Origin of the sequence: Megasphaera vaginalis (ex Bordigoni et al. 2020) (assembly GCF_900240295.1) — a bacterium.
In the GTDB taxonomy this organism is placed as follows: domain Bacteria; phylum Bacillota; class Negativicutes; order Veillonellales; family Megasphaeraceae; genus Megasphaera; species Megasphaera vaginalis.
This window is the reverse complement of record NZ_OEQB01000004.1, coordinates 84,064-97,189: the sequence shown is the minus strand read 5'-3', so window position 1 is coordinate 97,189 and position 13,126 is coordinate 84,064. Positions and strand designations below refer to the sequence as shown.

Sequence of the window (13,126 nt, the reverse complement as noted above, 5' to 3'; positions counted from 1 at the left end):
TAGTCGCCTAATGACTCGTTCGTCATTTTAAATTCATTCGTCGTTTAATATTTTTATTGCTCATATGTACTCATATCCATTTTTCCAAGTCTTTTGGCAATAACGGCCGTACCTACAATATCACTGGTATTATTCAACAAGGTGTGCGCAGGATCTATTACCGGCCAAATTGCAGCGATGATTGGTATTACGGAAAGCGGCATTCCTAAGGCCTGCAACAAAACCGTACTCATGACGATTCCCGCCCCTTTGACACCGGCAGCGCCGATGGACAAAATAATACCTAAAAATATGTATAATATCATCTTGGCAAACGTAATTTCTATACCATATATATGAGAGCAAAAAACACAACACAATCCTATAAATATGGCAAAGCCGTTCATGCCACAAGTATTCCCTAAGGGTAATGTAAAACCATAAATATTTTCTGGAATCCCCAATTTCGTTCCTACTGTCCGCAGTGATACCGGTAAGGTTGCCGCCGATGACGTCGTCGTAACGGCAACAATCATCGGTTCCGTAATTTTTCTAAAAAACGTAATAGGTCCCAATCCTGCCAACACTTTTAAAATCAACGGATACATGACGATAAGAACAAAAATCGCCGTAACGTAATCAGCAACAATCAAAGCAATAACATCTTTAACCGTTGCGCCGGAAATTGTCGTTACCATTGTAGCCATTAATGATGCAATGCCGACAGGCGAAAAAGCAATAACAAAATCAGTAATTTTCAGCATAATATCCGTACAATTGTCAATAAGCTTAACTACTGATTCCACTTTTTTCCCTAAAGATAAAATTGCAACACCAAGAAACATTGCAAATACGATAATTTGTAACATATCTTGTTTCACCATAGCATCAACAATATTCTCAGGAAACCATGAAACAACATTATTAATAAAATTATAATCAACATTTTTTACTTGAGCACCGTCCATTAAAAATTCCGTTGTTCCGCCACCCAGATTGATTCCCATGCCGACTAGCGCTCCCAAAGCAGCGCAAAGACCGGAAGTGACGACAATATACAGCATGAATCTGCCCCCTACAGTTACCAGCTGTTTGACATTTCCCATTTTACAAATACCGTTAGTAATGCTGAAAAAGACAAGAGGAACAATCAGCATTTTTAACATTCTTAAAAAGACTGTACCTAACGGTGACAAAAGTTTCGTTAACGCCGGAGAAGAAAAACCCAAGATAAAGCCAACAATAATACCCATCAGTATTTGTGTGCCTAATCCTAATTTAATATTGTTCATACTATTTCCTCCCTTAGATTCACCCTTCTATAATAGAGAAATTTCTTTAACTATCTGCAAAAATTGTTCAATTTCCTCCGGTGTATTCACATGAAGAGGAGAAATACGCACCATTCCTTCAGAATCAAACTGTTCTACCATGCGCTTGGAATAAATGCTGTCATTTGCTCTTTCAAAAGCAATTACACCTCTCTTGTCCAATTCATCTCTTGCAGATTTACAATCCATATTTAAAAATTCTATTCCTATGATCAGATCTCTGTGCATAAGGTCCTTATCATCCATTTTTACCTTTATACCTTTTATATATCGAAGACCTTCTGTCGAATCATTTCCTTCAAGCATTAATTCCAGAATGGCTCTTTCATGATTAGCAATACGTGTCATGCCTGCTTCAAATAATTTTCTTCTGTCCGTTTCATCCTGATTTTTTTTCTTACCGAGAAAACAGACATAATCCATAATTTCTGAAAATGCCGCAAAATGTCCTGTACCGGGACTACCTATTTCCCAATCATCAGACGCTTTCCCCAATAAGCGATGATGTGTCAGCGTAGATACCCGATCAGAAAGGTACATGATAGAAAACCCTCTAATACCAAAAAATTTATAAGGCGCAATATTCATTACATCAATATCAAATTTTTCGGGGTCCAAAAAACCGTGAGGAGCATGTTGTACGGCATCACTAATAATAATTATATTCGGATTAATTTTACGCGCTTCCGTAAAAATAGTATTTATATCCATGATATATCCTGATATATTTGAAGCCGACATAACACTTAAAATAGCTGTATCCCGATCAATCAATGACAATATGGAAGAAGGATCAATTCCCCCCGTTTCTTTATTTGCCTTGGCAATCCTTAACTCTCTTCCATATTTCTCTGCATACATTTTCATAGCATCAAATGACGACGGATGTTCCAAAATAGTTGTGACACAGTTCGTTCCTTTCACATAACCACTGATAATTCTGACTGCCTCCATCATCAACTGGGAAGCCGTATACCCTGTTGCAATCGTTCCCCGTTTGGCATTAAAAAACATACGCATATTAGCTCTTCCCTGGTTCTCAATGTCCAACAACTCAAGCGCCACTTTATTTGTATGTTCTGATGCATCAGGAATTTCATCTATTTCTTTAAATCGATCACTCGCCCTTATTAAGCGAAGGGAACCGCCTGCATTATCAAAAAACAATCTCTTGTTGCCATGAATATCTTTTTCTACATATTTAAATTTTTTTCTTATCTCTCTTAATTCTTCACAACTAAAAAAATTTTCTCTAAATTTTAACATAATCATTCCTCCATTCATTTTTTATGAAGATGCAAAAAAACAATTTTATATATCGCATAAAATCATTTTTTATTATCACGATTATACGTCACCTTATAATTAAAATAAAAATTGATTTTTATTTTAATTAATATGAAAATATTTTATATTTTATGATAAGATATTAAAAAAAAGGAGAATATTATTAAAATGGATTATCAATTAATAGAGACATTTATTGTTATTAGCGAAGTGAAAAATTTGACACGAGCATCAGAAATTCTTTATAAAACACAACCTACTATTTCCAATAGAATACAGCAATTAGAGAATATACTCGGTTATTCTTTACTGATTCGTGAAAAGGGAAAACAGCAAATAGAACTAACGCGTAGAGGGGAAATATTTTTAAAAAGTGCCAAAAAATTTTTTGAAATTTACAATACGCTGCAAGGCGAATCAACGGTAATTTCCAGTAATCTCAACATAACCTCTATTTCCAGTTATCAATTCCCGTTGGTATGCAATGTCTGCAAAATTATAGCTGACAACTACGACATTTCGTATTCACTGTATACTTATCAAACAGAAGATGCCTATACGTTAATCTCAAAAAAGAAATTGGATTTAGCTATCGTATCTTCGTTCAAAGAAAAAGAAAGTGTCTTTTGTGATCCTATCTTTTCGCAGAAATATTTTGCCATTCGATACTGTTCGTCTCCTAATCCCATTGAAACCATTGATGTTGCTTCTTTGGATCCTAACCAGGAAATTTATCAAAAATGGAATGATGAGTTTCAACATTGGCATGACAAGGTATTTAAAAACCGCAGCCCCAGAATAGAAGTAGATTCTTATAATGTTTTAAAAGATATTTTTCTATCAAAACCATACTGGACAATTATGCAGGAAAGCAATATTGCCATATTACAAAAAGAAATTCCTCTGCAAATATATAAAATATCAACGCCGCCTCCGGAAAGAAAAGGATTTGTCCTAACCAACCATTTTGCCGATAAAAAGACGATTCCTCTAATAAAGAAATTTAAATCGTTACTACAGCAAGAAGTTGAAAAATATAGAATAACTGACAATTACACTCAACGTTCCACGTGTGAAAAATAATTTTATGCTGAAGATCGTTGTCGTTTTTTTCACTATGCTATAATAAATAAAACAAGAAAAGGAGGTCCGACTATGAATATTACCGTCCTGGGCTGCGGCCGCTGGGGTTCTTTTCACGCTTGGTACGCCCATTCCCTCGGACATCATGTCACCCTGTGGGGTCGCTGCGGTTCCGCTCGCCTGCAGGAGCTGATAGCAACGCGAAAAAATGATTATTTACAGCTGCCGCCCGATATCAGGCTGACATCCGACCTGGCGGCAGCATTGCAAGGCGCCGATATCTGTATCATTTCGATCAGCGCACAGCAGCTGCGCGCCTTTACAAGTCAGTTAAAAGGGAGCGGCAACGCGCTGCGAATGCCCTTTATTCTGGCTATGAAAGGTTTGGAAACGGGCAGCGGTAAACGGCTTTCAACGGTATTTGAAGAGGAATTGGGACCCCAGGTTCCCTGTTCCGTCTGGGTCGGTCCCGGCCATGTGGAAGATTTTATTAACGGCATGCCAAACTGCATGCTCATGGCCTCTAAAAATAAAGAGCTGACGAAAATGTTGGTCAACATCTTTTCAGGATCCCTCATCCGCTTTTATTACGGCTCCGACTTGTTGGGCGTCGAGATCGGCGCCGCTGCAAAAAATGTCATGGGAATCGCTGCCGGCATGCTTGACGGTGTCGGTTACAGCAGTCTCAAAGGAGCGCTCATGGCCAGAGGAACACATGAACTGGCCTGTTTGATCAAGGCCATGGGCGGCAACGCCATGAGCGTTTACGGTCTCAGTCATCTGGGCGACTATGAAGCGACTCTTTTTTCCAGGCACAGCAATAACCGCCGTTTCGGCGAAGACTTTATCAGCGGCAAGCCTTTCGGCAAGTTGGCAGAAGGCGTTTATACGGCGGAAGCGCTCATGGACCTGTCGCGGCAATACGACATAGAACTGCCGATCAGCCGTACTGTATATGAAATCGTCCACGACAAAAAAAATCCCTTTGACGAACTGAATCAGCTCTTCCTGCGTTCCATAAAAAAAGAATGACCGCCGGTTTCATGATGGTCGATAAGGAGTATTTTTATGAAAAATACGTATGTTGCAGAAATCAGTCAAAAAGCATTTCCCTTTTTTAAAGAAAATTGTGACGCCTTTTTCCATAAAGAAATGGCGCCGATCCAATACAAAGGCATTTCCGGTTCCTTCGGCAGTTATGCCGAGCGCGGCGGAGAACGGGCAATGGTGCGACTTCGCTTTTTGTCAGGCAAACTCGCGAAAGAACAGCTTCTCTATGTGGCGTCTGCCATCAGAAAATATGCCATCGAAAAAATTCATTTGACGACGGGACAATCGATACAGTTCCATCACCTTTCGGGAAAATCAATTTTATCGATTTTCCAGGAAAGTCCGGCTCACGGCGTGTACTGTCTCGGCAGCGGCGGCGATCACTTCAGCAGTATTACGGCGAGTCCGCTCCGCGGCGTCGACAAAAATGAATATCTGGACATCAGCCCCTACGTCGATTTGGCGCAGCAATATCAATATGATCACTTTTTTGAACTGGACTTGCCGCGCAAGTTCAAGATCGCCTTCACCAATGGCGCGGACAATGAAAGTCACGCCACCCTGCGGGATCTGGGATTTACAGCCAATCGTGACGGCACTTTCGACGTATATGCCGCCGGCGGTCTCGGCCCCAATCCGCAACGCGGCATCCGCGTCGGTACGCACATAGACGGCGACGACTGCCTCCGCTACCTGGATGCCATGCTCGCTCTTTACAGTCGTTACGGCGAGCGAAAGATCCATTCCAGAGCCAGAAGTCGCTATCTCCCCGCCAGCCTCGGTCAGGACAAATTTATCGCTCTTTTCCAAACCTTCCTGGCCCTTTCCCAAAAGAAGACCTTTCCTCATGCCGAAAAAGCGGTTCCCCTTGCTAAAGAAGGAGCTGACGGACAGGCGCCGAAAAACAGGCGGATAAAAGCCCAAAAGCAAAAAGGGCTCTATTATATCAATTACAAACCCTTATGCGGCGAACCGCAGCGGGAAACGTTGCTTTCCCTCTGCGATTACCTCGCCGCAATACAGGACGCGGAAATCCGAATCAATTCGGACCAATCCCTGTATATCGTCAATCTGACCGCTGCGGAAGCGGAACACGTCGCGGCGCTGACAGCCGCGGACAACGCAAACGACGATTTTGAAAGCTCCGTCTCCTGCATCGGAGCCGCTATCTGTCAAATGGGTATACGCGATTCCCAGACGCTGCTGCATACGCTCATCACCACCCTTCGTGACAGAAAGATCGACACGAAATTTTTGCCGAAAATGCATTTGTCGGGCTGCCACTTTTCCTGTGGCACGCAACAGATCGGCGCCATCGGCCTGCGCGGCGCCGTAAAACGTATTGACGACAGTCCGCAGCCGGCGTTTGCCGTCCTCGTCAACGGCTCCTATGAACAAGGGGAAGAACGGTTTTCTCAAGAAATCGGCATTATGACGGAAAAAAATCTGCCTCTTTTTTTGGAAGCGCTGGCCTGTCTTCTGAATAAAGAAAACAAACCCTTTGCCGCTTGGTACGCTGACCACGAGACCGCATTCGCTGATCTCGTCATGACTTTCGCGTAGAGATACCGCCTTGTACGCTGCTCCTCGCCGACACGCTGACAATCGTTCGACGGAGCAGCGTTTTTCATATTCCGATGCAACGCTGTCTCCCGATCGTTTCCATATAAAAACAATGGATCCGTCAAAAAGCGGATCCATTGTTGAATAATACTTATCAAATTTATCGATAGTTTATATTGAAAAATTTTTGAATTTTGTCTATCGTATACTTAATATCGGCAGAAGACGTCAACGTTACTTTGCTTCAAATTCTTTCGCCAGCAATAAAAAGTCGTCTTCGTGCGCCTGCAGCCAGGAGGAAAAATCAACAGCGCCGTCTCTTTTCAATCGGCCGGCAAGGTTGACGATAAATGCGGGAATCTCTGTTGCCGCAATGACAGCCGCTTTTTCTCCAAATTTTTCGCTGCCGAATCGTTCCGATCCGCCCGTCGTCAGGACAAAGGCCGGCACCATGCCGTCAACCGTTTTCTTCACGAAACCGTAAAACCCGATCGTGCCGGCCTGATGTGCGCCGCACGACGAAGGGCAGCCGGAAATGCGCAGTTGCGGTAAGACGGATGAGTCGATGCCGGAAGCCTTAACAGCCGCAACTATCTTTCCCAAAAGGCCCTGCGAGTCTTGCAGGCCCACCTGGCAAACGGCCGCGCCAATACAGGACACGGATGCTTCAAAGGAATTTTTCGCACCGTCTTCTGTCAGCGCGAGGACCTGCCGAGCTTCATCGGCCGTCAGATTGACAATGTACGCGCCCTCATCGGGAGACAATCGTATTTCCGTTTCCGCCAGCGTGCTGAGGTAATCCAACAAAGACAGGAAATCGGCCTGCGCCGGATTGCCGCCGGTCGGATGGTACAGGACATAATACAGTCCTTCCTGTTTCTGTCTTCCCACCCGGTACCCGCTAAGCGTATCGTCAGGCACGCCCGTTTTATGGACGGCATGGCAATACAACGCCGGATCAATCGTCAACTTCTCCGTCTCTTTTGTTTTTTGCAAGAATGTCAAAAATTTTTCTCTGAATGCGTCTGCGCCGCCGAGAATCTCCTGCAAATACCGCGTACGGGCATGACTTCTTTTGTTGTAATCTCCGTACGTAGAAAACAGCATGGCCATCGCCTTGATGTAGTACAAAATTTCTCCCGGATCTACGTGACTGCCAACTTGAACGCCCATTTTGGGATTCGGTCCCAAGCCGCCGGCGGCAAAAATATCGAACGTACCGTCGTCCAGTCCTTTAAATCCCATATCTTTATAGGTCACATGAGCCCGGTTATCTGCGCCGCTGGAAAAAGCATTTTTTAATTTTCTGGGAAGCCTTATCCCTTTGACTAAGGTCAAACTGTATTCGGAAGCCGCCGTTACGTAAGGAGAAATATCCCAGGTTTCCGTCGGATCAATGCCGCGCAACGGAGGCGCGACAACATTTCGCGGATGGTCTCCGCCGCCGCCGCGGTTATAAATACCGTGGTCATAACATTCCTGAAAAAGACGGACAATCGTATCTCCGTCCAAGTGATGGAACTGTATCGATTCACCTGTCGTAAAATGAATATCCGTTAAATGATACCGCCGAATAGCTGCAGCCAGAAAAGACAGTTGCCCATGATTGATAATGCCGGCCGGAAAACGCCACCGCGACATGCCCGTAGCGGCGCCGCGTTCAGCGTAACTGCCGAATGGACCGGACAGGCCTTTGTACTGATTAACGGCGATTTCCTTTGCATAAAATTTTCTTGTATTTTCTTTGAAAACAGGCAAATCTGCGATCAGATCCCGTTTCAACGCTTCCGATATTCCTGCCATAATAAACGCTCCTTTGTTCATTTTATGTATGTAAACATGTTTCCTGCGACAACAATTGTTTTCCGTACCGTTTACAGAATACCACGTTTTATTTTCCTTGTGAATATCATAACTTGTTTTCGCAGCCCCAATCTCCGCTGTCTTATATCATTATATGTTTTTCCCGACCGGCAATAGCTGTCAAGCAACCATCTCGGAAAGGAGGTTCTCTTAATGAATCCACAAGAAATCGAAACCATGAGAAATCAAAACCCCTTTAAATCGCTGAACGATATCGTATACGATATCTTGCTCCAGGAAATACTCAGCTTTCACATCTGCCCCGGTTCACGGCTGACGGAAAGTACTATCGCCCAGGAATTGGCCGTCAGTCGTTCACCTGTTAAATCGGCGTTGGAAAAACTGGCGGAAAACAATTTTATCGAAAAAAATAAAGGATATCACGTCGCTTCTTTTACTCGCAAAGAATATGACGATGCGATGGATATCTCTTATCTTATTGAACCCTATGCAGCCGGACAGGCCGTATCCAACTTGACGGAAGAACGGTTGAATATCCTCTACGCCCTTGCCAGCGAAGAAAAATCTGTTGCCAAAAAAGCTAAATTATCCGGCGTATCGCACGCTTATTACAGCGATATTATGAGACTGGAATATGCTTTTCACAGTAAGATAATCGAATATTCCAATAATCTTTTACTGCAACAAATTTACGAAGCACTTAAATACAAACTGTTCCGTTATCGCAGTTATTTGCTCTACGATCCGCCCCACGATTTTTACGATATTATCGGCAATGAGCATATGATCGTCTGCAATAACCTGAAAATAGGCGATAAGATTATTGCCGAAGCCGTCATGCGCCGCCACATCGCCATTTCACAAAGTAAATTCCAACGAGTTTTTAAAATAGAAAATTTATTCTAATATTTCCTGTGTTTTTTAATAAACACCGATACTATACTGAAAAATACGTATAGTATCGGTGTTTTGCATTATATTTTATACACTTAAACGCTTAGTTTCTTTTCAATTTCTTACAATTGCACTTTTTTTGACGCAAACACTATTTTATCTTACGATTTATGCATACGAAGTATTCGGAAAAATTATGTTTATAATTTACCGTCATCTACGGTTTTCCAAAATCCTAAGGAGGGAGAAGATATGTCTTCATTCGAAAAATTCGTCAAGTTTATTACGAAGTACGTGACGCTCTGGGTTATTATTGCCGCTGTGCTTGCGTATCTCAACCCGGCGCCGTTCAAACCGTTCGGCGGCATGATTTCATTTCTCTTGGGCATCATCATGTTGAGCATGGGCCTTTCCATGACGCCGAACGATTTCAAGCTCGTCTTCACGCGGCCGAAAGACGTCATTATCGGTGTCGTTACACTGTATGTCTGCATGCCTCTGGTCGGCTTGGCGATCAGTAAACTGTTGGGTCTGTCACCGATGCTGGCTGTCGGCATGGTGCTCCTCGGCTGCACACCGACTGGAACCTCTTCCAATGTTATGACTTTCCTGGCTAAAGGAGATAAAGCACTGTCCGTTACGATCACCAGCCTGAGCACCATGCTGGCGCCGGTCATCATGCCGTCGCTGCTTCTGTTTTACGTCGGCAAATACATGTCCATCGACGCTGTCGGCCTTTTTTTGAGTATCATCAAGATCGTCATTGTCCCCATCGTTCTGGGGATCATGATTAACAAGGTATTTTCCAAGCAGATGCCCGTCATTTCCAAAGGCGTTCCTCTCGTTACTGTCGCCGCCATCGTGACAATCATCATGATTTGTGTTTCCCTCAACGTCGAACGATTGCAGACCGTCGCCGGCGTCGCCGCGCTGAGTCTCGTTTTATATACCGCCGTAGGCCTGTCGATCGGCTTTATCATATCAAAATTACTGCGCATGCCCGTCGCTAAAAGAAAAGCCCTGACCTTCGACGTCGGCGTACAAAACACGGCACTCGCCGTCACATTAGGCATCACCTATTTTGATCCCATGTCGGCAATTCCCGGCGCCATCGGCGTCGTTTGGACAACAGTATTCTGTTCTTTCATCGCTTCTCTTTGGGGTAATAAAACGCCGAATCAAGACCAACCGGCGCTGGAACTATCATAAAAACATCATCGTTTATCGTACACAAAGGAGTGACGTATCATGACAAAATTTAATGCAGTATCACAGGAATTACTTGATGAATTACGCCGTATAGTAGGGGAAAAAGGCGTGACGACCGATCCGGAAAAACTGGATACTTACAAAACGGACGAAGAAGGCAATCCTTATTGGTTTACGACGCCGGAAGTCGTCGTTTTTCCTAAGACGACGGAAGAAGTGGCGGCAGTTGTCAAATTAGCCAATAAGTACCTCGTTCCGATTACGCCCCGCGCAGCCGGATCCGGCGTCGCCTGCGGTGCGATCCCCGTTCATCACGGCATCGTCATGGAACTGGATCGCATGGACAAAATCATTACAATCGATCCCGACAACATGTATGCCGTCGTACAGACCGGCGTCCGCACCAGCGTCATTCAGCAGGAAGTCAAACAGCACGGTCTGCTTTATGCCGGTGACCCGTGCAGCGCCGACAGTTGCCAAATAGGCGGTAATATTGCGACTAACGCCGGCGGTAATAAAGCCGTCAAATACGGTACTACGCGCAATCAAATCTACGGGATGAAGATCGTCACGCCGACAGGAGAAATCGTCGACGTCGGCGCAAGATTGCAGAAATGTTCTACAGGTTATTGCTTGGAGCAGCTCATCTGCGGCAGTGAAGGAACCCTCGGCATCGTAACGGAAGCAACGTTGAAGCTGCGTCCTCTGCCGCCCCATAAATTCGACCTCGTTGCTATTTTCAAGAACGATGACCAGGGCTTTGCTCTGCCGAATAAGATTCTGAAAGCCGGCATCGAACCGACGAGTATCGAATATATGGACAACAAAGCACTGACCATGTGCAGCAAATTCTGCAAAGTCACGCTGCCTCACATTGAAGAAGGCTGCTGTTATGTCATCATCACTGTCGAAACCTTCGACCCCGACGAATTGGATAAAAAGATGGAAAAAATCAGCGATCTTTGCGACGCCATGGGCGCTGTCGACGTCATTCAGGCAGATGACCGCATCTGGGGCTGCCGCCGTCAATTTGCCGAAGCGGCCCGCGATATCGATATCATGTACGCCGCCGAAGACTTCGTCGTGCCTTTGGAAAAAATTCCGGAAATCACAGGAAAATTACCGGCTCTCGAAGAAAAGCACAACATTTTCGCCGTAACTTCGGCACATATAGGCGATGGCAACATTCATGTCCTGCCGCTGAATAAAGACGGTATTTCACCGGAAGACTGGCTTCACAAATTACAGGACTTCCATAAAGACTTATTTGCCGAAGTATACGCCTTAGGCGGAAAAATGTCGGGAGAACACGGCATAGGATATAAAAAGCTGCATGATTTCAAACGCTGCACGCCTCCGGGAGAATTACAGCTGATTAAAGCCATCAAACGCGCGCTCGATCCGAACAATATTTTAAATCCTTCCAAAATCATCGACTTGGATGATGAATAACTCATCTCCTTGTTCATTACAATCACTTCTAAACAACAAGAACCTCATTCTTTTCGGAATGGGGTTCTTGTTGTTATACACGCTATTCTTCTTTCATCGGGATCTTCGTCACCAATACTTTGTCGACACGGAGATTATCCATATCGACGACTTCAAAGCGGAAATTTTCCCATTCGTATATATCCGTCTCTTTCGGAATACGACCGATGCCGTAAGTAACAAATCCTGCCAAGGTCTTATAAAGCGCTTCCTCTTCACCGGGCATTTCTTCTTCCAGTTCAAAGTGGTCCTTAAATTCTTCAATCGTCAGCAGTCCGTCCATAAGCCATTCATTCTCTTTACGGCGAATGATGCGGTTCGCTTCTTCCGCCTTTTCTTCTTCACCGACAGGCATGATACCGACAAGCTCTTCCAAAATATCATGAACCGTAAGGATACCGCTGAAATTCCCGTATTCGTCAAGAACTGCCGCTTCGTGTACGCCTTTATCCTGAAAGATGTGAACGATCTTCATGATATCCATCGACTCGGGAACATAAACGGGCCGGCGAATATTCCGTTCTAAAATAGTCGTCAGCGGCGTTTTCCTTCCTCTCGCGATACAGACGTAGTATTGATGGAAAACATCATTAAGAGACACCATGCCGAGAAAATGATCGAGCGACCCTTTGCCGACGGGAAGGTTCAAATGGTGATAATAACCGAGTTCTTTCATAATCGTTTCTTCCGTATCTTCCAAGTCGATCCAATCTACTTGGGCGCGGTTGGTCATAATATCGCCGACATTCATGTCGGTCAGCCGGAAAACGCGTTCCACAAGCTTCGGTTCTTCCTTTTCAAAAGCACCAAGTTCGGCTCCCTGTTTCAGCAGGAGACGGATCTCATCTTCCGTTACCGGCAAAATCTCCGGATCGGAAGCGCCGATGAGCTTTGTCACGGCAGCCGTCGAAGCGGAAAGAAACCAAACCAGAGGCGTGCAGACATAAGAAAAATACAGCATAATACGCGCCAAAAAACAGGCGATCCGCTCGGGACTGTCAATGGCGATCCGCTTCGGTACGAGCTCGCCGAGAATCAAGGTCAGATACGTGATGATAACGATGATCGTCGTCAAGCTGATCGTGTAGGCATACGGTTCAAAAGCAGGTACCATGGCTACGTATTCGGACATAGGGCCGGCCATCTCCGTACCGCCGTAAACACCGGTAAGCAAACTCACCAAGGTCATGCCGAACTGAACGGTAGAAAACATTTTATTCGGATTTTCCCGCAGCTTCAAAACGATGTCGGCCGATTTGTTCCCCTCTTCCGACAAAGCTTCCAGACGGCTTTGATGACAACTGACGATGGACATTTCCAGCATGGAAAAAATGCCGTTGCCGACTGTCAGCAAAACGATAACCAAAAATTGTTTGCCCAGTGAAAACTCCACTGCAAATCACGTCTCCTTTTAC

10 protein-coding genes are annotated in these 13,126 nt (G+C 44.6%); 6 read left to right on the top strand and 4 right to left on the bottom strand.

Annotated features, from left to right (window positions below; translation table 11 throughout):
- Nucleotides 1-53 precede the first annotated feature (53 nt).
- Together C0977_RS06260 and C0977_RS06255 are read right to left on the bottom strand one after the other, a co-directional pair.
- Nucleotides 54-1,271: a dicarboxylate/amino acid:cation symporter gene (locus tag C0977_RS06260; protein ID WP_101912800.1), complete on the bottom strand. Its 1,218-nt coding sequence runs from the start codon at nucleotides 1,269-1,271 to the stop codon at nucleotides 54-56.
- A gap of 27 nt (nucleotides 1,272-1,298) precedes the next feature.
- Nucleotides 1,299-2,576, bottom strand: a complete 1,278-nt coding sequence (locus C0977_RS06255) for an aminotransferase class V-fold PLP-dependent enzyme (protein WP_200814234.1) — start codon at nucleotides 2,574-2,576, stop codon at nucleotides 1,299-1,301.
- A gap of 189 nt (nucleotides 2,577-2,765) precedes the next feature.
- Between C0977_RS06255 and C0977_RS06250 the strand changes: the two genes are divergently transcribed.
- The 3 genes from C0977_RS06250 to C0977_RS06240 all read left to right on the top strand — a co-directional run bounded on the left by C0977_RS06250 (nucleotide 2,766) and on the right by C0977_RS06240 (nucleotide 6,293).
- Entirely contained in the window at nucleotides 2,766-3,680 is a 915-nt protein-coding gene (locus C0977_RS06250) for a LysR family transcriptional regulator (RefSeq protein WP_101912799.1), read from the top strand.
- Nucleotides 3,681-3,752: 72 nt separating this feature from the next.
- Nucleotides 3,753-4,712, top strand: a complete 960-nt coding sequence (locus tag C0977_RS06245; protein ID WP_101912798.1) for an NAD(P)H-dependent glycerol-3-phosphate dehydrogenase — start codon at nucleotides 3,753-3,755, stop codon at nucleotides 4,710-4,712.
- A 36-nt stretch (nucleotides 4,713-4,748) separates the two neighbouring features.
- Nucleotides 4,749-6,293 (top strand): nitrite/sulfite reductase, encoded by a 1,545-nt coding sequence (locus tag C0977_RS06240; protein WP_101912797.1) that lies wholly within the window; start codon nucleotides 4,749-4,751, stop codon nucleotides 6,291-6,293.
- A gap of 234 nt (nucleotides 6,294-6,527) precedes the next feature.
- Here C0977_RS06240 and C0977_RS06235 read toward each other — a convergent pair whose 3' ends face one another.
- Entirely contained in the window at nucleotides 6,528-8,096 is a 1,569-nt protein-coding gene (locus C0977_RS06235) for a nitrite/sulfite reductase (protein ID WP_101912796.1), read from the bottom strand.
- Nucleotides 8,097-8,309: 213 nt separating this feature from the next.
- Here C0977_RS06235 and C0977_RS06230 point away from each other — a divergent pair, with 213 nt between their 5' ends.
- From C0977_RS06230 to C0977_RS06220, 3 genes are all read left to right on the top strand, one after another.
- Nucleotides 8,310-9,023 (top strand): GntR family transcriptional regulator, encoded by a 714-nt coding sequence (locus C0977_RS06230; RefSeq protein WP_023054038.1) that lies wholly within the window; start codon nucleotides 8,310-8,312, stop codon nucleotides 9,021-9,023.
- Nucleotides 9,024-9,263: 240 nt separating this feature from the next.
- Nucleotides 9,264-10,220, top strand: coding sequence for a bile acid:sodium symporter family protein (locus C0977_RS06225; protein WP_101912795.1), 957 nt, complete (start codon nucleotides 9,264-9,266; stop codon nucleotides 10,218-10,220).
- Between the two features lie 39 nt (nucleotides 10,221-10,259).
- Nucleotides 10,260-11,672: an FAD-binding oxidoreductase gene (locus C0977_RS06220; protein ID WP_023054029.1), complete on the top strand. Its 1,413-nt coding sequence runs from the start codon at nucleotides 10,260-10,262 to the stop codon at nucleotides 11,670-11,672.
- An 82-nt stretch (nucleotides 11,673-11,754) separates the two neighbouring features.
- Here C0977_RS06220 and C0977_RS06215 read toward each other — a convergent pair whose 3' ends face one another.
- Nucleotides 11,755-13,104 (bottom strand): hemolysin family protein, encoded by a 1,350-nt coding sequence (locus tag C0977_RS06215; RefSeq protein ID WP_023053974.1) that lies wholly within the window; start codon nucleotides 13,102-13,104, stop codon nucleotides 11,755-11,757.
- Nucleotides 13,105-13,126: the final 22 nt, after the last annotated feature.